We start from the raw sequence: 21,559 nt of genomic DNA, 5'->3' as shown, positions 1-21,559 counted from the left end.
TCATAGGCATAAAATATTTGAGAAAAAGCAACGCACAAAAAAGGGGTATGCTCTGTGGTATACCCCTTATCTTAAATTTCTCAAATTTTATTTTGCAAACATACAAAGCTCAACATCAATCATTTAGAAGTTTTATCATCTGAACATAATCATCACAACTTACAACATAACATTTTCCTTCTGTTTTAATTTCAAGCATAGAACTCCCATCCTTAACAAAAGCAGTATATTTTCCAATACTTTTATTCCAAAAGATACCTATATGCCCAAATAATCCACTAATCCCCCACAATCTAACATCAAACATTAAACTTTTTTTATGTTGAACTTGCAATATATTACAACGAGGTATAATAACCTTCCCTAGCATTTTCTTTATTATCAAATTTTCTTTTGTCACACACACATATCGGATTTGAGAAAAAAACGAATATAGCAATGTTACTAAAATAAAACAGAGCGCAACACCTACTCCTACGAAATTAAGTGAATCTATAGGCAATTTCGCCATCTGATTGATTATAATACATATAGCAAATAACAATATAATAAGCAGAAAGCAAGTTGCTAACAACATAGACTTTGAATACGATGACTTAAATCTTCTCATTTTACTTACATTTTTTGAATTATACAATAATATTTTTCTTCAAGAATTCTGAGATTTGCATCTCTGAATATTTCGTAAAAATGTCCGGTTTGTTAACTTTTAAATATGATACAAGTTGATTTACAAAGAAACTTTTATAACCTGATACAAGTTGATAATCACTCACATTTATATTTTTCAATGCCCAAACATCCAAAACCGAATAATTAGGATCAGTACAATGCAAGAAAGATTGCATTCTTTTTGATGTACAAATATTTATCTGATCTTTTGAGAGTACATTATCCTCGCTTTGCAAACCAGGCTCCAACCGTTGCAGAGATACATTTTCATCATCAATAGGCGACTCTTCCGTCCCTACAGTATAAGTCAAAATTATAGCTACTACTAAAACTACCGACACGGCAAGCCAAAAAGCAACACTACGTGTTTCTATAGTTTCTCCATTCAGTTCATAAGCTATTGCATTAAAGATTTCTTGCTCATCCTCATTTTGAAACAATACGTTCAGTTTTACTTTTTGCCCTGTTTCCAATAACTTCATATCAGCACATAACTGCATAAATCTCTCAAAATCATTACTCTTCAATGCTTCATTTATTTCCTCATTTCCCAGTGCAACAATTACCTTAAAGATAGCATCATCTAAATCTATTGTAAAATTATACCCTCTTTGTTTACAAAATGATTCCGGATCTTTTGATAACTCCTGAGCTACTTTTGGATTATCAATAATTTCTTGTACCAAAGGGGCAATATCACGCAAAGCTTGTTTAGTTTCTTCGTTCAAAGATAAAGATATTGATACACCTTTACTGTCTGTTATATCTTTTTCTGAATTAATACCAGATTGTTCTACCATTATTTGATCAAAGTCAGCATTTGGAGTACATGATGCAAGTAGCATAGACGTAGCTAAACTTTTAGCTGTCAGAGAATTGATTTTTGTCTTCATTGATCTCATAAACTCATGTTTTTAAATTGTTAATAAATTGATATTTTAGCATAACAGATGGAATGATAGACGAAATATTAGCCTTAATAATATCCATATTTTCTTTACTCTCTAGAATATGATGACACATTGAACAAATATGTGGATAGCGATATGATTCATTTGCCACTCCTTTTTTCTCACATAAGAATGAATATATCTTTTTAGGCCCATGTGTATAGAGCCACAATTTCATCAAATCATCAAATTGTTCTATATATAACTGTCTTAGTGAGTGTTTCCGATAACTACCTAAATCAAGATATATACTATTTTTACAAGTCAGCCCACAACAAGCCTGCAAGTGCCCATCAGGAGAAACCGAAATTGTATTAAAAAGATTAATACATGGACCATCATTCATTTCTAGAGTTCTATCAAGGTGCTCTTTATCAAAATCAATCCACAAACTATCTTTAACAACAACTTTACCAAGCATAATTTCTCTGGATATTCTATCATCACTCTTCATTGAAACTGAAGTAAACTTGCTTTCAGGAGTTGACTCTATATTAACAGCCACAAACATTTCTAATTTTACAGCTGCCTGACAAGCATATACTATTCGATCATAGGGAATCCATTTCTGATGTTCATCACCCGTACTTAAATTTAATTCATGCAAACCTGCATCTTTTAGTTGTTTAAGGAATAATAATGCCCGAGATTCAGATACAGCCCAGTGTCCGTTAGTAACGATTCTACACTTTAGGTTATTTATAGCTGCATAATTGATTATTTGATGCAGATCTGTTCCCAATGTTGTACATTCACCACCTGTAAAAACACAAGCTAAAATCATTGGAAAATCTTTAATCACTTCATCTATCTGAAATTTCATATCTTCCAATGACATTCTTTGTTTCAATCGCGGGCTACACTGAAAACAACAATTATGACAAGCTGCAGTACACTTTTCTGTTGTAATCAACGATAAAGTTTTGGGTTCAATAATTTTACTAATCATATTCTGTTGCATTTTTAGAAGTTTACCAAATATCCATTACTACAGATAAAGTTCTTTATTAAATATAAGACACTAGTGTCCCGTTAAAATCGGGACGAGTTATTAATTAATCAAATAATCCCGGAATAAGGGGATTAAATTGTTCTTTGACATCATTGAAATTAGTCTTATTAAACAGCTCTTGTAAAGGCGTTTTATCTGTTAATGAGATGCTAAGAATCTGCAAGACCTCATAAGTTGAACGATTCAGTTGCATATCATATTGTACAATAGCTACTAAACAATAGGTGATGATAGCAACACTAATCTGTATTCGAACCGCATTCTCGGTAGTACCCCAGAACCTTTTTATCTTAAGGTGTTGTTTCAGCCATTTGAAGAAAAGTTCCACGAACCATCTTTTCTTATAAAGATTGGCAACATCAAGTGCAGATATGTGTTTGGCATTCGTCAGGAATGTGAATTCACGATCATCCTCTTCATCATAGAAACGGATGACTCTGAATGATTCAGGATACTTCTTTCCAGAAGTGTACCCTATCAGTTTCACTTCCGCATCTGAAAGGATATTTTTCGGCATTCTACGCTTCCATTTACAGAACTTGCATTTCAGATTAGACTTCGCTCTGACTACAAAGAAAGAACCTGTAAGATGAATCCGATAAAGTTCTTTAAACGAGTCATACGCTCTGTCAAATATATAATAAGCATTTGGCTCATAATTAATTGCGGACATTTCTGTTGAATCATGCCTGGATGCTGTAGTTACTGTATAAAAGGCTGGAAGTTGTGCTTCTATGTCATAAAGGACATGAGCCTTAACTCCACCTTTTTTCTTACGGAACTTCGCCCAAGGGAATGTAGCCAAACATAAAGGAATTGTAGTGGAATCAAACGCATACTTCCTTCCTGGAATATCCAAGATGTGAGTCGATCGTTTTTCACATGCTTCCTTCATCATATAGAAAGCAAAATCTTCGAAGATTCTGTAATCCCGATTCTGATTGGCAGATGCAAGCGTAGTTTTGGCAATGGGCTCACGACCCAATCCCAAATGATAACGCTTTCCTTGATGTGCTTCCAAAGCTACAATCAAGTCACGAAGACTTTCACGATTACTGAGTTGACCGAACATCATTGCAAGTAACTGACTCCAGCAAGTGAAATGTTTCACATAACGATTGCCATCATACTTGTCTACAAGTCTTCTGAACTTATCATTGTTCAAGAATTCTACTAACTGAGCGAAAACATATTTATCTTGGTTCATTTGAGGTCACCTTAATTGACCTCAAAGGTATGATTTCAAATCGTCGCGCCTAAAAAGTAGTATCTAATAGACTATATTTCAATTATTTCAAAGAACTATTTATCCACTTTTACGGGACACTAATGAATATAAGAGAATACTAAATTTCATTCAAGGACAAAGTCACCAGTTAATTCATACTCTCCCGCAACAATCTCTATTTTATAGTTTCCCATCTCTTCCGTACTTAAATCTATAGACAAAGTCCCTATATACGAAGTAAAAATATCTTGACTAACAACATTATTTGTTTCTACATTAGTAACAGTGACAACTACACTCGGCAATTCAGAAAGAAAATTGAGAGACAATACTTTGTTTTCAAGAAACGCCTCTACTGGATAAATCTTTAGAGTTCGAGATGTTTTATTTTCTTTTTTCCCTTTAAGAATTATTGTTCTCTGATTATGCACTAAATGCACATTATTATTTTGTGTACTATAGCAGCCAGCATTACCTACTATAAAATTCAAGGGGAGTATTCCCAAAAGGAATAAAAATAATAGTTTTTTCATAATATTATCTGTTTAATGTTTTAACAGCACAAATATGAAAGTTCTGCATCGGAAATTCATTATAGCATTATGTTAACATAAGCTAAAACCATCATTTATTGCTTTATGAAATAAGTTAGCAAGTCAAATTCGGTTCAGTATATTAATCAACTCACTCTTTTTAGTAGCAGATACTCCCATTCTTTTCAGAACAGAGTTACTCCTTTTATATACAGCTACATCTAAACATCCCCAAATGAATGCAATATCCGAATATTTAAACTCCAACTTTACAAGACAGCAAAAATGAATATCATCTTCTAACAAAAATTCATATTTCTTTTGCAAGCGTTCAACAAACCCTAATGATGCAATATCTATTTCTTGTAATAACATATTCCATTCTTCGGAAGAAAACATTCGCTTTTCATCAGGATTCAGTCTGTTATGTTTACAGAGTTCAAGTAGTTTTATATAAACCGGAGATGAAGCCAGAACGGATTTAAGATTCAAGCGTCTTAATTTTATTACTTCTTCATTTTTTTCATTAAGTTGTTTCTCCAAATTCTCCTGCATCCGATGATATTCTCCCAATAATTCCTGAAGACACCCTTCTTGTTGTTCTTTTTGACCTGTACCTGTCTTTAGTTGCTGATAGTGTTTCTGCAAATTATCTATTTCGATTTTTTTTTCAAATAATTCCTTCTGCAAAGATTCTATACTTATATATAAGTTTTGATGCTTCGCTTGCAATTTCACAATCTCCGCATGTCTTCGCTTTCGTTTATATAAATAAAAACAAACAAAGACTAACAGCAACCCTCCAATCAATAACAAATAATAACGATATTGAACTAAAGAAGATTCATAACGACTCACTGACTGACCATGCAATACATTCTTCAGAGAAGAAACCACCACTGTAGGCCGTTCCACCATTTTCATGGAATCTTTATATACGCCATAAAGAGTTTCATATTTCAAGGCGTTGTCTTTATCCCCCAATGCTGCTGCCACTTCCGACAACCTCATACATGCACTTGCCCGGGTATAATAACTATCCGTATCCAAACTGCGTTTCAGATAAATTGTGGCAGAATCATAATTCGTCAATCGAGAATATGCACTTCCCAAAACAAGATAATAGCCTTTCTTCGCAGAACTATCCGAGGTATATCTAAGTCCCTGATGCGCATAGAAAATGACATCTTGCAGCCGTTCCTGATAATCACAAAGATAACTTAAAGAGCTAAACACAATGGATTTTACGTGCTCATCATCAATTCCATCAACTAATTTCAAAGCCCGATTCATTATTGTATCCGCATCAGCATAATATTCTTTACCTTTCTCCATACATATATCCGCACGATGTACAAGAGCAATAGCCAAACGTAAAGTGTCGTGATGAGCTTCTGCCAACTCCACCGACTGCCTGTATAGTGAATCAGCTTCTTTGGATAGACTATGTTCCCAAAACAGAAGTCCTAAGTTATTTTTTAGCAATATACTCAACTCATAATTGTCTGTTTTCTCCAGCAACGCCGATACTGTCAGAAACTCACGGACGGTATTTTCCACCTCTTCCTTGTCTTGAAACACACGTCCCCAATAATAATGCGCCTTAGCCCGTTGAAGCATATCATCCGTAGTATCAAAATAATCAACCGCTATACGAATCAACGAATCATCCGTATGAGGCACATAGTTCTTATCTTTGGCTTGTGTCAATAGCAAAGCATACCACGCTCTTGACAATTCAGTCGTAAAAAGTGAAGATTCCACAGACTCTAGCAACGACAAAGCACTATCCGAACGGCCTGCACATATCAAAGAATCTGCATGCAACAGAGACGGGTGAGGCTTATTAACCGTAGAAATGCAGGATACCAGCAAAAGAAGAAATACCCACCAAATTTGTCTAGCTTTCATTAGTATTGTCATATTTAAGGTTGCAAAATGATTCAAAAAAAGCCCGAACGAATATTATCTTTCGGACTTTTTCTTCATTTTTATCATCTACAATGAGACTGGACGTCGTTTAGTCCACTTGTCCCAGAGAGTTTCCATATTCCATTTCTCCCTGAACCACAAAAAGAATCTCTTCAGGATCGTATTCTCCTTGTCCGTCACTCTTAGCTTCTTTCACTATGTAATCCACAATCGCTTCCAGATCAATGACAACGTAACCGTCTTCATCGGGATTAGCATCGAGAACACCACTTTCGGCATAATATTCGTCGATCAAGTCGATGAAGTAATACAACTCGTCGTCCACGAATTTCTCCTTCAGTTCCTGAGGCAGATAATTTTTAATAAACTCGACGGTCTTTTCGTCGTCAGCATCCGCCATAAAAAAGTCTTCTTCCAGTCCCATGATAATTTTAAGTATTAAGTGATAAGTTTCAAATATTACCGCTTAGAGCAGTTTCTTCACTTTTTCTACAAATACAGGTTTGCCTACAGCACCTACCTGCTTATCTACAATCTCACCATTCTTGAAAAACAGTACGGTAGGGATGTTACGGATACCATATTCGGCAGCCACATCACCATTTTCGTCTACATCGCATTTGCCGATGATTACTTGTCCTTCAAACTCTGCTGCCAGTTCTTCGATAATAGGAGCCACCATTTTACAAGGGCCACACCAAGGAGCCCAAAAATCCACAACAACCGGTTTGCCTTCTGCAAGCACCTCTTTATAGTTGTTGTCTGTAATTTCAAAAGCCATTTCTTTAAGTATTAAGTATTAATTATTAAAAATTAGTTCGTTGATTATTTCCGCCACAAAGATAATCAATTTATATGAAATCCCAGTTCGGGACGGTCTTTTAAATAGGTAATTAACTCACGCCCTACCGAAAGCTTGATCGGACGGGAAATCAAATCAACCGACATATGGTTTATATCAGCATCATCCGTCACTTTGAAATAAAGCTCCGTATTGCCCGGATGGTCTTTCGTCAACGTCGCCAGTTCTGTGACTAACGCAGAGTTCAAGACTGACAATGGAATAACGATTGTTATCTTCTGTACCAATTCTTCTTTTACGTCCGGTAGAAGTTCCATAGAGGTTATCTTCACTTCCAGTTCATCCTGCCGCCATTGTTTTGCCTGGCAACGGGCTTTGATATATAAAAAAGTACCCTCGTTGAGATATCCCTGATAAGTCACCCAGTCATTTCCCCAGAATGGGATTTCGGTAGAACCGGAATAGTCTTCTATCTTGGCGATGCCATAAGGATTTCCATTCTTACTGATTCCACGACGAACACTGGTCACAATGCCGCCCATTGTTATTTCACGACCGGCTAATGCTGCTTTATCTTCCAAATCTGCCATACGAGTATTGCAGACATGTTCCAATACAATAGAGAATTCATCCAACGGATGAGCGGAAAGATAGATACCGACTAGGTCGCGCTCCCGGTTCAGACGGTCAAGATCACTCCAACGCTCCACTCCCTGGGGAATTTCAGGAGTTGCCACATCAATCACGTTCTCACCACCGAACAAGGAGTTGACAGCAGCCATCTTATCTGCCTGGTAACGGTTTCCATAACGCATCAGAGTTTCCAGGAATACCTCCCCTTTGGAGTTGACTGCGAAATATTGCTCACGTTTCAGTTCCGGAAAACTGTCAAAGCCACCGGCCAATGCGAGACATTCCATGTTCTTCTTGTTGCAGGCATTCAAGTTGACACGTTGCACAAAGTCGAAAATTCCGGCAAAAGGCCCATTCTTTTCACGCTCTTCCATAATGCTTTGCACAGCGGCTTCGCCTACCCCCTTCACCGCACCAAGTCCGAAACGGATATTACCGTCATGGTTTACAGTAAATTTCAGATTACTCTCATTCACATCCGGTCCAAGTGTCTGGATACCCATTGCCTTACATTCGTCCATCAGTTTCGTGATATCAGTAATATTCGACAAACTTCGGCTCATAACAGCCGCCATATATTCGGCAGGATAGTTCGCTTTCAGATAAGCCGTTTGATAAGCAACCCATGAATAGCAGGTAGCATGCGATTTATTGAACGCATAGGACGCAAACTTTTCCCAGTCCGTCCAAATCTTTTCGAGGACTTTCGGGTCATGTCCGTTTTTTCGTCCGCCTTCGATAAATTTAGGTTTCATGTGATCCAGCTTGTCACGCAGCTTCTTACCCATTGCTTTACGAAGAGCATCAGATTCGCCACGAGTAAAGTCCGCCAACAGACGTGACAAAAGCATCACCTGTTCCTGATAGACTGTAATACCATACGTATCTTTCAGGTATTTCTCCATTATTGGAATATCATATTCAATCGGCTTACGACCATGTTTACGGTCAATGAAGTCAGGAATATAATCCATCGGTCCCGGACGATAGAGGGCATTCATGGCAATCAAATCTTCGAATGTGGAAGGCTGCAATTCGCGCAAGTACTTCTGCATACCGGCAGATTCAAACTGGAATGTACCAATCGTACGACCATCACTGTATAACTTATAGGTAGCAGGGTCGTTGATATCTATCATATCCACATCTACTTCGATGCTACGGCTCAGACGGATATTTTCGACAGCTTCCTTGATAATGGACAAAGTTTTCAGTCCCAGAAAGTCCATTTTAATCAGTCCGGTATCCTCAATGACCGATCCTTCATACTGGGTGACGAGCATCTTTTCACCCGTTTCCTTATCGTCGGCGGTGCTGACCGGCACCCAATCGGTAATATCATCACGGCAGATAATCGTACCACATGCATGCACACCTGTACCGCGCACGTTACCCTCAAGCATCTTGGCATATTTGAGCGTATCTCTCACCAATGGGTCTGGCGATACTTCGGCTGCCTGCAATTCGGGAACATATTCGATGGCGTTTCGCAAGTTCAACTTCTTGTCGGGAATCTTGTCCGGCACTAATTTTGCCAGACGGTCAGATTCGGAGAGAGGAAGTTTTTGCACACGGGCAACGTCCTTAATCGCCAATTTCGTAGCCATCGTACCATAAGTGATGATATGAGCCACTTTTTCTTGCCCGTATTTATTAGTCACCCACCGGAGCACTTCACCACGACCGTCATCATCGAAGTCCACATCAATATCGGGCAATGAAATACGGTCAGGATTCAGGAAACGTTCGAACAGCAAGTCATACTGGATAGGGTCGATTTTCGTAATGCCCAGGCAGTATGCCACTGCCGAACCGGCAGCGGAACCACGCCCCGGCCCTACGGATACCCCCAACTCTTTACGGGCAGCATTGATAAAGTCCTGCACAATCAAGAAGTATCCGGGGAACCCCATCGTCTTCATGATGTACAATTCGAAATTCATACGTTCCTTTACTTCTTCGGTCAACGGTTCGCCATATATCCGCTTCGCTCCGTCAAAAGCCAGCTTGGCAAGATAGTCTCCTTCGAGTTTGATACGATAAAGTTTATCGTAGCCACCCAGACGTTTGATTTTTGCCTTCCCTTCTTCTTCACTCAACACCACATTACCATGCTCATCTTGGGTGAACTCATCGTAAAGGTCTTTTTCCGTATATTTAGCCCTATATCCCTCTTCCGTCCCGAAATCTTCGGGAATAGCGAAAGTAGGCATGATAGGCGCATGGTCGATAGAGTAATATTCTACTTTGTCGAGGATTTCCAACGTATTGCTCAAGGCTTCCGGCACATCGGCAAAGAGCTCATTCATCTCCTCCCGTGTTTTCATCCATTCCTGTTTGGTGTAAAGCATACGGCTCGGATCATCCAGGTCCTTACCGGTACTCAAACAAATCAGGCGGTCATGTGCTTCGGCATTTTCTTCATCCACGAAGTGGACGTCGTTCGTACAAACCAGCTTGATGTTGAACTTCTGAGCGTATTCCATCAGGTATTTGTTCACATTTACCTGCAATGGGTAACATTCGTGATTGGCACGGGGAACAGTTGCCTTATGGCGCTGCATCTCAAGATAAAAATCATCACCGAACAAATTCTTATACCATTGTATAGCTTCTTCAGCTTCCGCAAATTGTCCGGCAGTAATCCGTTTCGGTATCTCACCACCGAGGCAGGCGGAGCAGACAATCAGTCCTTCATGATACTTTTCGAGTTCGCTGCGGTCTGTACGCGGACGCATATAATATCCGCGCGTCCACGCGTGCGATACTAATTTAATAAGGTTATGATAGCCTTTTTCGTTCTTAGCCAATACAATCAAGTGATAACCGCTTTGGTCTGGCTTTCCTTCTTTCAAATCCATTGTGCGGCGCGCCACATACATTTCACAACCGATGATGGGTTTGAAAAGTTTGTTTTCCGCTTCCACTATCTTGGCTTTGCAAGCGGCAATCTCCGCTTCTTTGTCCTCACACTCTATGGTACCGGCTTCAATTCCCGCTATCCGCTTTTTCAAGTCCTTGACTTCACCTTTCGGACCGCTATTCTTCTTATTGACGTAGTTCGTAAATTCCTTGATACCGAACATATTTCCATGATCGGTCACGGCAATACCCTTCATTCCATTCTTCATCGCCTTATCTACCAGACGAGCCACGCTTGCCTGACCATCCAAGAGAGAATACTGGGTATGGACATGTAAATGAACGAAATCCTGCATAATGATAAGTAGTTAATTTGAAGGCATAAAAGTACGACCTCTTGAGTTATAAACAAAAATAATCCTCAAAAAGTTATCAACATTCACATTTCTATGCTCATTTACTTGCTGATTTTTTAAATTAAGTATATTTTTGCAGACAATATCATTAAACAGCACTCATGGGCCGACTAAAAAAATTGAAGAAAATACGTATTCACCGCGAAGGAACACATATATTATGGGCTAGCTTTTTGCTATTGCTACTGATGAATGCAGCTCTTTATTGGGGAATCGATTGCAAAATTCCATTTTATGTGGTAGCAGTAGCGAGTATCGCAATCTATCTGCTAATGGTGAACTTCTTCCGTTGTCCGATCCGTCTTTTCGGGCAGGACACCGAGAAAATAGTCGTGGCACCTGCCGATGGTAAAATCGTTGTTATCGAAGAAGTCGATGAGAACGAATATTTCCACGACCGCCGATTGATGATTTCTATCTTTATGAGCATTGTGAATGTTCACGCCAACTGGTATCCGGTGGACGGTACCGTCAAAAAGGTGGCTCACCACAATGGCAACTTTATGAAAGCCTGGCTTCCGAAAGCCAGCACAGAAAACGAACGTTCTACGGTAGTGATTGAAACTCCCGAAGGAGTGGAAATACTCACACGCCAAATTGCCGGTGCTGTAGCACGCCGTATCGTAACCTACGCGGAAGTAGGCGAAGAATGTTATATCGACGAACACATGGGATTCATCAAATTCGGCTCCCGCGTGGATGTATATTTGCCTATCGGCACAGAAGTATGTGTCAGCATGGGGCAATTAACAACCGGTAACCAAACGGTTATCGCAAAACTCAAATAATTCTGTCACAATGACAAACGTTATTAAAAACAGTATTCCGAATACCGTAACCTGCCTGAACCTTTTCTCCGGTTGTATTGCTTGCGTCATGGCTTTTGAAGCAAAATACGAGCTGGCATTGCTTTTCATTATCTTAAGTGCCATTTTCGATTTCTTTGACGGACTGTTGGCCCGTACGCTCAATGCACATTCCATCATCGGAAAAGACTTGGATTCGTTGGCAGATGATGTCAGTTTCGGTGTGGCGCCTTCACTGATTGTATTCTCTTTGTTTAAAGAGATGTACTATCCCGCAAGTATGGAATTTATTGCTCCATATCTGCCTTATGCGGCATTTTTGATTTCCGTATTCTCCGCTTTGCGTTTGGCTAAGTTCAATAATGATACCCGGCAGACAAGCTCTTTTGTCGGTCTTCCTGTTCCCGCAAATGCTTTATTTTGGGGCTCTTTGGTAGCAGGGGCACATGACTTGCTGGTTTCCGAAAACTGCCATCCTGTCTATCTTTTTATACTTGTCTGTCTGTTTTCATGGTTGCTGGTATCAGAAATACCTATGTTTTCCCTGAAATTCAAAAATCTGTCATGGGCTGACAATAAAGTCAGTTTTATTTTCTTGATTATTTGTATTCCTTTCCTTGTTTTTCTGGGAATCAGTAGCTTTGCGGCCATTATTGTATGGTATATTTTACTTTCACTTTTTACAAGAAAAAGTAAATAAACAATCTCTTGGCACGTTTGTTGTACTATGAGTTTTATCAAAGTTACAACGTAAAAATCATAGCCCGATGCATATACTTTTATTTATACTTATCTTTATTATTGCCATTGTCGTATTTGGTCTTTCGATTATCGGATTTTTGCTAAGAGCCATATTCGGGATCGGTCGCCGTTCGTCGTCATCATCTCGTCCGAAACAAGCCGAATCCGGACGTACTGCTACAGGACAACAGGAATACGGTCAGAGCCCCCAGAATCCAACAGATAATGAAGAAGAAATATATTCAGAGAATGTATCGGGAAGAAGACACAAGAAAATATTCACGCAGGATGATGGTGAGTATGTAGACTTTGAGGAAATTAAGGAATAAATGATCAACGTTTCGCAGCAAAAAACTCTTTCATAAGCTTAGCACACTCATCAGCCATCAAGCCTTTAACAACGACTGTTTTAGGATGCAGAGCCGAACCGGCATATTTCTGATAGCCACGTTTCTCATCTTCGGCGCCAAACACGAGTCTGCCCGTTTGTGCCCAGGCGATAGCTCCGGCACACATCACACAGGGTTCAACTGTGACATACAGGGTACATTCATTGAGATATTTACCACCAAGAACATTGGCTGCAGCAGTAATCGCCTGCATTTCGGCATGGGCTGTCACATCATTCAATGTTTCCGTGAGATTGTGGGCACGCGCAATAATCCGCTCTTTACAAACCACAACAGCCCCTACGGGCACTTCTCCCCGCTCGGCAGCTTTACGTGCCTCTATCAAAGCCTGTTTCATGAAATAAGTATCGTCCAGCACTCTCTTTAATTTTTAATCATAAACTATCCCCTATCGTCTCATATCGTGCTCACCGAAAAGGGTCGGATAATCTTCTTCCATATTCTTATGGATAAACATGAGAATGGTTTCGCGAAGCCAACGTGACTTATTCGTTATCTTGTACTTTTCAAGATAACGATCTACAATCAGTTGCTCTTCATCGCTCAACAAAATGCTCATCCGTCGTTCTCTTTTAGTACATTCGACGTGCATTTTCAGGCACTTCTTACTTCTTTTTCTCATATCTTCTGCAAAATTACTTTTACTTCTGTAAATTCAAAGAATAAAAGCAGTAAATTTGCAAAAAAAGATGGCGAAACATAATGAATTGGGTAAAGCCGGAGAAAATGCCGCAGTAGCCTATCTGGAACAGCAAGGCTATATCATCCGCGACCGAAATTGGAGAAAAGGCCGTTTGGAATTAGATATTGTGGCTGTAAAGGACCTTGAATTGATTGTAGCAGAAGTGAAAACACGCAGCAACACTCAGTTTGCAGAGCCGGAAGATGCCGTTGATTTACCCAAGATAAGACGTACTGTACGCGCTGCGGATACGTATATGAAACTATTTCAAATTGACATCCCTGTACGTTTCGATATTATTACCGTAGTGGGTAACGATGGAGATTTTAAGATTGAGCATATGAAAGAGGCATTTTATCCGCCTTTATTCTAAAGTTCACACCCAAAAGTGCAAAGTGTACACTGATTTATTATAAATTTGAATTATTATGAACGTAGAAACTGTCAGAGAATATTGCTTAAACAAGAAAGGAACTACCGAATCTTTTCCTTTTGATGAGGTATCACTTGTTATAAAAGTAATGAACAAGATGTTTGCCCTTATTGACCTGGAAGGAGCAAATCACATCTCATTAAAATGCGATCCGGAAAAGGCGATTGAACTGCGCGAACATTATTCCGGAATTGAAGGAGCTTACCATTTCAACAAGAAGTACTGGAATAGCGTCCGCTTTGACAGTGATGTAGATGACAAACTCATGAAAGAGCTGATAGACCACTCTTATGATGAAGTAATCAAGAAGTTTACAAAAAAGCTACGTGCAGAATATGATGCTCTCCCCTGAATTATTTCCGGTTCCATTGGTTCATATCAGCGAAACGAACTCTACCAACAACTATCTGCAAACTCTGTGTGCCCAAGAAAAGATAGAAGAGTTTACGACTGTAGTCGCCGACTTCCAAACTTCCGGACGGGGACAGCGTGGAAATTCGTGGGAATCGGAGCCGTACAAAAATCTCCTTTTCAGCTTTGTGCTTCTTCCCGAGTTTCTGGAAGCACGCCGCCAGTTTCTTATTTCTCAGATTATATCTTTAGCTATCAAAGAAGAACTGGATACTTATACTAATGATGTTTCTATCAAATGGCCGAACGATATTTACTGGAAAGAGAAGAAAATATGCGGCATATTGATAGAAAACGACTTGATGGGACGGAATATCAGCCAAAGTATTGCGGGAATCGGAATCAATATCAACCAGGAAGAGTTTCACAGCCCGGCTCCCAATCCTGTCTCATTGTACCAAATCACAGGAAAGCAATATGATATTTTTGAGGTATTGAAGAATATTATGCTGCGAATACAGTCTTATTATAATCAACTTAAAAAGAATGATACTTCATCAATTGTTGCCCACTATGAAAAATCGCTTTTCAGAAAGGAAGGGATGCATCGGTACAAAGATGCTGACGGAGAGTTCCTTGCACGGATTGTGTGTGTAGAACCCGAAGGAAGATTGATTTTGGAAGATGAGAGCCAGACAAAAAGAGGATATATGTTTAAGGAAGTGGAATATTTATTGAAATAAATAATTGACTGCCTGATTAAAAACATTATCTTTGAAAGTTTGTATATAGTAATGCAAGAATTTACGCTTATGAAAAAAAGACTTTTTATCGCGCCGTTTAATATATTAATTATCTTATTAGGCATTATTGCTTCTTGTAGTGATGACAAAGATACTATATTAGAGGGTAATGGGTTAAAGGAAAAAAGTTGGTCCACCGACAAGACTTATTCCATTTCTGAGGGACAGACACTAAAGTTTACTTTTAATGCACGTTCCAGTTGGACGGCAAATAGTAATTCTACAACATTTCTGACACTGAGTGCAAATTCCGGCAACTCAGGCGAAAACACATTGGAAATTACTGCGAACAAATCTTCTCAGCAGCAAGGTACTGTCACAATCAAGGTAAATGGCTATTCTGTCGAAACCTATATTAATTTAAAGTTAAGCAGCAACACTGAACACGAAGATAACGAAGTCAACTATGCAGTAGACGAATACTTGAAAAAGATGTATTTATGGAATGACGATTATAAGAAATTAACTCCGGACTTCACTCTATCCTATGATAAGTTCCTAGAAAATACCTTAATGAGTATGACTACTAATACTTTAGATAAAAAAGTATATATTAATAATTCCGGTCAATCATATTATGCCTTGTTCTCTTTCATCCAAAAATTAGACCCCGATTTACAGCCAACTCGCAGTAGCAACACTATAGAAAAGAAAGTCTTACAATACAATTTTGGTTTTATTGATATGCTACCTGTAGCGTATCGTGGCACTTCAAATTCAACATATATATTTCTTGCCGTTCAAGGTGTGCATCCCGGTTCTTCCGCCCATCAAGCAGGAATAAAACGTGGAACTAAGATTACCCAAATCAATGGTCAGAGATTGACAGAAAACAATTGGTTTGACTATTATTACAATTTACGTATTCCCACTTCGTCAATATCATTGGAAGTAAAAGACTACGAAGGAAAAACTTATAATATTAATTCCGGTCCGATTTATCCAAATCCGGTAATTCTCTCTCAAGTTAAACAGATAGGCTTACATAAAATCGGCTACTTAGCATATTCCGCTTTTGAAGCAGGATTTGACCAGGAACTTTTTGATACCTTTAAAAATTTCCATAATCAATCGATTACCGATTTAATTTTAGACCTCCGTTATAACGGAGGAGGACACGTTATATCCGCCAATTTAATGGCTAGTTGTATTGCAGGGGAAGCTTGCGCCGGAAAAACTTTCGCTTCTTATCGCTACAATAGCAGTCGCATGGAAGTACTTGGGAATCAACGCCCTACTGAACAATTCGCCTATAGCAAATATGCAAATCTAAACAATACATCGCTTGCTGCCGGTGCGTTGAATTTACCAACCGTTTACTGTCTCGTTAGCAATAATACAGCCTCATCTAGTGAATTAGTTATCAACTCATTAAAAGGGATTGGCATTGACGTTAAACTAATCGGAATGACCACACATGGTAAAAATGTTGGAATGGAAGGAATTACAATTAACACAGCGGCAGCTAAGTACGAGCTATACCCTATAACTTTCCAATCATATAATGCCAAAGGAAATGGTGACTATGCAAACGGATTCCAACCGGAATATATAATAGATGAGGATGCCCCGAACGGGAATAATATGTTTGAAGGTTATGGTGATTTCGGTACTAGCGAGGACCCACTATACGCTATAGCGGAAAGTCTTATCACAGGAACAAATCTTATTAAGTCTACCACACGTTCTATCAATAAGGTAGTCGGTAAACCACTGAAAAAACCGGAAGTTAAACATATAGGAATGATAAAATAACAAACTTATATAATTAGAGAAAGAGTTGAATCGCCTATCGATTCAACTCTTTCTCTATTCTCAATATCTTATCCAACGTCTTTTGAGCCTCAGTCGACGGAAACCTTAAAACAACCTTCTGCAAAGAGCTCCGTGCCTTTTCGTATCCCGTAGCAAAGACTTTTGACAATCCATCCCGATACCGGGCATATTGCATTTTCGTTGGCGATGATATTTTCTTATAGTCAGTCTCCAACTGCTTCTTTTCCCGCTCAGCCATCAAATAATAGTAATTCCCTAAAAAGATATTGGCAGCCAAGTTGTCTGCGTCCAATTGCAATATATTCTCATACAGGCGCAGAGCATCCTTTTCTTGTCCTCGATAAACTTGCATTTCGGCACAGGGTTCAAGATAATCTACATTATTGGGAGCCTTTTGAAGTAACTCTTTATAGAACAGGTAAGCCTTGTCGTAATTCCGCCTCTTTCTATAGGCAATCGCCAATTCATTTGCCAGCTTCACGCTAATTTCACTGTTTTTATCCACACTCGTCCAATAATACATTTCCGTGCGGTCAATATTCAGACTGATCGTTTGTCGGAAATAGCTCACAGCCTGTCCGTGCTGCCCGGCTTCGATAGCGGCAGACACTTTCTGCAACATCTCATCCACCGACTGCGCATTGAGCATCAGCGGCAACGAAAACAATGATAAAAAGAAGATAGTTAAGGCTCTCATAATCCAATATTTGCTATTTAGTTCGTGACACACAAAGATACAATAAAAAAATAAAAAATGTACCTTTGCGCACAAAAAGAACAATCGATTTGATAAAAGTGTTTCTATAAAATGATAGATAAAAAACAAACCTCTGAAAACAGACGAATATTACAGATTGCCATACCATCGATTATATCCAATATAACCGTTCCTCTACTGGGACTTATTGATGTCACCATAGTAGGTCATCTCGATTCTCCGGCGTATATCGGAGCCATTGCCGTAGGGGGAATGTTATTCAATATTATCTATTGGATTTTCGGATTCCTGCGCATGGGGACGAGTGGCATGACTTCACAAGCTTACGGGCAGCATGACCTTAATGAAATCACCCGGCTATTGCTTCGCTCGGTCGGCGTCGGCTTATTCATAGCAGTCTGCCTGTTGGTACTCCAGTATCCTATCTTGAAACTGGCATTCACTTTTATACAGACTACTCCGGAAGTTGAACAACTGGCAACCACCTATTTCTATATCTGTATTTGGGGAGCACCTGCCATATTGGGACTGTATGGATTCGCAGGCTGGTTTATCGGCATGCAGAACTCACGTTTCCCGATGTATATCGCCATCACCCAAAATATCGTCAATATCGCAGCCAGTCTATGTCTTGTCTATCTGCTGGACATGAAAGTGGCAGGAGTAGCCACAGGAACCCTTATCGCACAATATGCAGGTTTCATTATGGCAATACTGTTATACATACGTTATTACGGCAAGCTCCGTAAACGAATCGCATGGAAAGACATCTGGCAGAAACAAGCCATGTACCGCTTCTTCCAGGTCAACCGGGATATATTCTTCCGCACGCTTTGCCTTGTCATGGTCACCATGTTCTTTACTTCAGCCGGAGCCGCACAAGGAGAAATCGTATTGGCTGTGAACACATTGCTCATGCAATTATTTACGCTCTTTTCCTATATCATGGACGGCTTTGCCTATGCCGGTGAAGCATTGGCGGGACGTTATATCGGTGCCAAAAATCAAACAGGTCTGCGCAGTACGGTCCATCACCTTTTCTATTGGGGATTCGGGCTTTCACTGGTATTCACTATCCTATATTCTGCCGGTGGGAAGGAGTTTTTGGGATTACTGACTAATAATGATTCCGTAATCAATGCATCGGACTCCTATTTTTATTGGGCACTCGCCATTCCATTAGCAGGCTTCTCCGCCTTCCTGTGGGATGGAGTCTTTATTGGTGCTACTGCCACCCGCCAGATGCTTTACTCGATGTTAATCGCTTCTGCCAGCTTTTTCGGAATATATTACGCATTTCATTCTCTTTTGGGAAATCATGCTTTATGGCTGGCTTTTCTTGTTTATCTTTCATTGAGAGGAATTGTACAAACCTTCCAGGGAAGACAAATCATGAAAAAAGTAATCGTATCTCAATAAGGCTATATGACAAATTATCTCTATATTTGCGGCAAACAATAAAAAGCAAAAGATATGGCTAAGTATAAAAGAATCTTGCTGAAACTAAGCGGAGAGAGCCTGATGGGCGAAAAGCAATACGGCATTGACGAAAAAAGGCTGGCAGAATATGCAGAGCAAATCAAAGAAATCCACAGACAAGGCGTGCAGATAGGCATCGTTATCGGTGGTGGAAATATCTTCCGTGGATTAAGTGGAGCCAATAAAGGTTTCGACCGTGTAAAAGGCGACCAGATGGGGATGTTGGCAACTGTTATCAATAGCCTGGCATTGAGTTCGGCACTGGTAGCTGCCGGAGTGAAAGCCCGTGTATTGACAGCAGTCCGCATGGAGCCTATCGGTGAATTCTATAGCAAGTGGAAAGCTATCGAATGTATGGAAAACGGTGAGGTTGTCATCATGTCCGCAGGAACGGGAAATCCTTTCTTTACTACTGACACAGGTTCTTCATTAAGAGGAATTGAAATCGAAGCAGATGTAATGCTGAAAGGTACTCGTGTAGATGGCATTTATACTGCCGACCCTGAAAAGGACCCTACGGCAACCAAGTTCGACGACATTACATACGATGAAGTACTGAAACGCGGATTGAAAGTAATGGACTTGACAGCGACTTGTATGTGCAAAGAAAACAACCTGCCTATCGTCGTATTTGACATGGATACGGTAGGTAACCTTAAAAAAGTAATCGACGGAGAAGAAATAGGTACAGTTGTACACAACTGATTAACTCCTTCAATACATCTTTAACAAGGCAGAGAATCCCCGGAACGGGATTCTCTGCCTTGTTTTGTATATAATTACTTGCACTATTCCGATTCTCCTCCTTCAGGAAGCTACCCTTTATACACAAGTATATATTATTTTTTTATCTTTGCTTGATGTTATTAGAGACAGATCAAATTCGTGATCCTCGGCTTTTGCGACGTTTAAACTTAATTTGCTCTCAGATGGTTGTCCATCAAAGTGCTATAGTGAATCAATTTAGTAAGGAACATAAAGAAAAGATGGGTGCTTATAGATTTTTGAACAATTCCTCAGTCAGTTCTGATGCTATCTTATCAGGTCTGATACAAACTTGCTGTAAGAATGCTTCCGGTCGTAAGCATTTACTGTGTATTCAAGATACCTCGGAGATAAACTATGAGGCTCATGTTGAGCGAATGAAGAAAAAAACAGTCAGTCCCGGCATTGTCGGTCAAAAGCAATGTGGTACTTTTTTGCATCCAGTCTTGGTAGTGGATGCCTCCAGCCATATTCCTATAGGCTTTTCTTCGGTCAAGCAGTGGAATCGCTCACCGGATGCTTTAAGTCGTGAAGAACGTAATTACAGATATCAGCCTATAGAAGAAAAAGAGTCATATCGTTGGATAGAAAGTGGCATGGCTGCCAGTGAGCAAATGCCCCGGGATGCAGTTAAAACGATTATCGGTGACCGTGAAGCGGACATTTTCGAGCTTTTCAGCCGTATCCCTGCTGATAATGTTCACTTGCTGATCCGTTCTGTTCATGAAAGGAATTGCCGGTTGGATAATCCAGACTGTTCTGTCCATCTGAATACATTAATGGATCAGGCTGTTCTACGGGCAGAGTATAGCTTTGAAGTGCTCCCGGGAAGCGGACGTAAGAAACGGATAGCGTGTATGGAACTTCGCTTTGAAAGAGTCACTTTGTGCGCTCCTGTTAACGGTCCGGCAAAGGGCAGTCCCCCTGTTAGTCTTTATTGCATACATGTTAAAGAAAAATCTTCCAGTACACCGATAAATGAGAGTCCTATTGAATGGAGACTGCTAACTACACATGTGGTGGAGACTGTAGAACAAGCAATTGAATGTATCGGTTGGTATCGTTGTAGATGGCTGATTGAAGAGTTGTTCAGAGTACTCAAAAGAAAGGGATTCATGATTGAGGACGCACAGTTGGAAACAGTTTCGGCATTACAAAAACTAATCTTAATTTCCTTGCAGGCAGCCCTGCAGGTGATGGTACTCAAACTTTCTTTTGATAAAGAAGATGAAAACCTCTCTTCAGAAATCTACTTTACAAGCAAAGAAATAGAATTATTACATATAGTAGGAAAAAAGAGTGAGGGAAATACAAAAATACAGCAAAATCCATATAAAAAAGAATCAATGGCATGGGCGGCATGGATTATTGCAAGGTTAGGAGCATGGAGTGCATACAAGAGCCAGTCCATTCCAGGATATATAACCTTTAAGAATGGACTGGATAGATTTTATACACAGTTTGAATTGTATGAGTTAATCAGCTAAGACTTGTGTATAAAGGGTAGCTTCCCGAAGGAGGGGAAACCATGCGGACGAAGTCATATCGAACTTAC

At 39.6% G+C, this 21,559-nt stretch carries 22 protein-coding genes; 10 read left to right on the top strand and 12 right to left on the bottom strand.

The window, feature by feature from the left end:
• Positions 1-115: 115 nt before the first annotated feature.
• From CLIN57ABFB40_RS00555 to dnaE, 9 genes are all read right to left on the bottom strand, one after another.
• Positions 116-511, bottom strand: a complete 396-nt coding sequence (locus CLIN57ABFB40_RS00555) for a PH domain-containing protein (protein WP_159102154.1) — start codon at positions 509-511, stop codon at positions 116-118.
• A gap of 118 nt (positions 512-629) precedes the next feature.
• The gene (locus CLIN57ABFB40_RS00550; RefSeq protein ID WP_175628436.1) at positions 630-1,574 is read right to left on the bottom strand and encodes a hypothetical protein; all 945 of its coding nucleotides are present in this window, start codon (positions 1,572-1,574) and stop codon (positions 630-632) included.
• Between the two features lie 4 nt (positions 1,575-1,578).
• Positions 1,579-2,571 (bottom strand): radical SAM protein, encoded by a 993-nt coding sequence (locus tag CLIN57ABFB40_RS00545; RefSeq protein WP_175628435.1) that lies wholly within the window; start codon positions 2,569-2,571, stop codon positions 1,579-1,581.
• A gap of 106 nt (positions 2,572-2,677) precedes the next feature.
• On the bottom strand, positions 2,678-3,841 hold the full coding sequence (locus tag CLIN57ABFB40_RS00540; RefSeq protein ID WP_175628393.1) for an IS4 family transposase: 1,164 nt from the start codon (positions 3,839-3,841) through the stop codon (positions 2,678-2,680).
• 146 nt (positions 3,842-3,987) lie between these two features.
• Positions 3,988-4,395 (bottom strand): DUF3244 domain-containing protein, encoded by a 408-nt coding sequence (locus CLIN57ABFB40_RS00535; RefSeq protein ID WP_175628434.1) that lies wholly within the window; start codon positions 4,393-4,395, stop codon positions 3,988-3,990.
• 123 nt (positions 4,396-4,518) lie between these two features.
• Positions 4,519-6,306 carry a tetratricopeptide repeat protein gene (locus CLIN57ABFB40_RS00530; RefSeq protein ID WP_254871674.1) on the bottom strand — a complete coding sequence of 596 codons (1,788 nt, stop codon included), beginning with the start codon at positions 6,304-6,306 and terminating at the stop codon, positions 4,519-4,521.
• A 109-nt stretch (positions 6,307-6,415) separates the two neighbouring features.
• The gene (locus tag CLIN57ABFB40_RS00525) at positions 6,416-6,751 is read right to left on the bottom strand and encodes a hypothetical protein (protein ID WP_175628433.1); all 336 of its coding nucleotides are present in this window, start codon (positions 6,749-6,751) and stop codon (positions 6,416-6,418) included.
• A gap of 42 nt (positions 6,752-6,793) precedes the next feature.
• The gene (trxA, locus tag CLIN57ABFB40_RS00520) at positions 6,794-7,108 is read right to left on the bottom strand and encodes a thioredoxin (RefSeq protein WP_175628432.1); all 315 of its coding nucleotides are present in this window, start codon (positions 7,106-7,108) and stop codon (positions 6,794-6,796) included.
• A gap of 65 nt (positions 7,109-7,173) precedes the next feature.
• Positions 7,174-10,980 carry a DNA polymerase III subunit alpha gene (gene dnaE / locus CLIN57ABFB40_RS00515; protein WP_175628431.1) on the bottom strand — a complete coding sequence of 1,269 codons (3,807 nt, stop codon included), beginning with the start codon at positions 10,978-10,980 and terminating at the stop codon, positions 7,174-7,176.
• Positions 10,981-11,141: 161 nt separating this feature from the next.
• Here dnaE and CLIN57ABFB40_RS00510 point away from each other — a divergent pair, with 161 nt between their 5' ends.
• The 3 genes from CLIN57ABFB40_RS00510 (at position 11,142) to CLIN57ABFB40_RS00500 (ending at position 12,916) form a co-directional block, all read left to right on the top strand.
• A complete protein-coding gene (locus tag CLIN57ABFB40_RS00510; protein ID WP_024986913.1) occupies positions 11,142-11,828 on the top strand; it encodes a phosphatidylserine decarboxylase family protein in 687 nt (228 codons plus the stop codon).
• 10 nt (positions 11,829-11,838) lie between these two features.
• Positions 11,839-12,546, top strand: a complete 708-nt coding sequence (pssA, locus tag CLIN57ABFB40_RS00505) for a CDP-diacylglycerol--serine O-phosphatidyltransferase (protein WP_024986914.1) — start codon at positions 11,839-11,841, stop codon at positions 12,544-12,546.
• Positions 12,547-12,613: 67 nt separating this feature from the next.
• Positions 12,614-12,916 (top strand): DUF4834 family protein, encoded by a 303-nt coding sequence (locus CLIN57ABFB40_RS00500; RefSeq protein WP_024986915.1) that lies wholly within the window; start codon positions 12,614-12,616, stop codon positions 12,914-12,916.
• 4 nt (positions 12,917-12,920) lie between these two features.
• Here the strand turns inward: CLIN57ABFB40_RS00500 and CLIN57ABFB40_RS00495 are convergent, their stop codons facing one another.
• A complete protein-coding gene (locus tag CLIN57ABFB40_RS00495) occupies positions 12,921-13,355 on the bottom strand; it encodes a nucleoside deaminase (RefSeq protein ID WP_118219189.1) in 435 nt (144 codons plus the stop codon).
• 30 nt (positions 13,356-13,385) lie between these two features.
• Positions 13,386-13,619, bottom strand: a complete 234-nt coding sequence (locus CLIN57ABFB40_RS00490; protein WP_004299215.1) for a hypothetical protein — start codon at positions 13,617-13,619, stop codon at positions 13,386-13,388.
• A 67-nt stretch (positions 13,620-13,686) separates the two neighbouring features.
• On the opposite strand from CLIN57ABFB40_RS00490, the gene CLIN57ABFB40_RS00485 reads away from it, so the two are divergent.
• The 4 genes from CLIN57ABFB40_RS00485 to CLIN57ABFB40_RS00470 all read left to right on the top strand — a co-directional run bounded on the left by CLIN57ABFB40_RS00485 (position 13,687) and on the right by CLIN57ABFB40_RS00470 (position 17,021).
• Positions 13,687-14,052, top strand: a complete 366-nt coding sequence (locus CLIN57ABFB40_RS00485; protein WP_024986916.1) for a YraN family protein — start codon at positions 13,687-13,689, stop codon at positions 14,050-14,052.
• A gap of 55 nt (positions 14,053-14,107) precedes the next feature.
• Positions 14,108-14,464, top strand: coding sequence for an MmcQ/YjbR family DNA-binding protein (locus tag CLIN57ABFB40_RS00480; protein ID WP_175628430.1), 357 nt, complete (start codon positions 14,108-14,110; stop codon positions 14,462-14,464).
• A complete protein-coding gene (locus CLIN57ABFB40_RS00475) occupies positions 14,448-15,206 on the top strand; it encodes a biotin--[acetyl-CoA-carboxylase] ligase (RefSeq protein WP_024986918.1) in 759 nt (252 codons plus the stop codon). The genes CLIN57ABFB40_RS00480 and CLIN57ABFB40_RS00475 overlap by 17 nt, the downstream gene beginning before the upstream one ends.
• Before the next feature lie 69 nt (positions 15,207-15,275).
• Positions 15,276-17,021, top strand: a complete 1,746-nt coding sequence (locus tag CLIN57ABFB40_RS00470; RefSeq protein WP_175628429.1) for a S41 family peptidase — start codon at positions 15,276-15,278, stop codon at positions 17,019-17,021.
• A gap of 34 nt (positions 17,022-17,055) precedes the next feature.
• Here the strand turns inward: CLIN57ABFB40_RS00470 and CLIN57ABFB40_RS00465 are convergent, their stop codons facing one another.
• A complete protein-coding gene (locus CLIN57ABFB40_RS00465; protein WP_175628428.1) occupies positions 17,056-17,739 on the bottom strand; it encodes a tetratricopeptide repeat protein in 684 nt (227 codons plus the stop codon).
• 111 nt (positions 17,740-17,850) lie between these two features.
• Here CLIN57ABFB40_RS00465 and CLIN57ABFB40_RS00460 point away from each other — a divergent pair, with 111 nt between their 5' ends.
• The 3 genes from CLIN57ABFB40_RS00460 (at position 17,851) to CLIN57ABFB40_RS00450 (ending at position 21,491) form a co-directional block, all read left to right on the top strand.
• The gene (locus CLIN57ABFB40_RS00460) at positions 17,851-19,179 is read left to right on the top strand and encodes an MATE family efflux transporter (protein ID WP_175628427.1); all 1,329 of its coding nucleotides are present in this window, start codon (positions 17,851-17,853) and stop codon (positions 19,177-19,179) included.
• 54 nt (positions 19,180-19,233) lie between these two features.
• Positions 19,234-19,944, top strand: coding sequence for a UMP kinase (gene pyrH / locus CLIN57ABFB40_RS00455; protein WP_175628426.1), 711 nt, complete (start codon positions 19,234-19,236; stop codon positions 19,942-19,944).
• A 155-nt stretch (positions 19,945-20,099) separates the two neighbouring features.
• Positions 20,100-21,491 carry an IS4 family transposase gene (locus CLIN57ABFB40_RS00450; protein WP_262886940.1) on the top strand — a complete coding sequence of 464 codons (1,392 nt, stop codon included), beginning with the start codon at positions 20,100-20,102 and terminating at the stop codon, positions 21,489-21,491.
• Positions 21,492-21,559: the final 68 nt, after the last annotated feature.

The organism is Bacteroides acidifaciens (assembly GCF_903181435.1).
Classification (GTDB): Bacteria; Bacteroidota; Bacteroidia; order Bacteroidales; family Bacteroidaceae; genus Bacteroides.
This window is presented reverse-complemented; position numbering and strand designations above follow the sequence as displayed.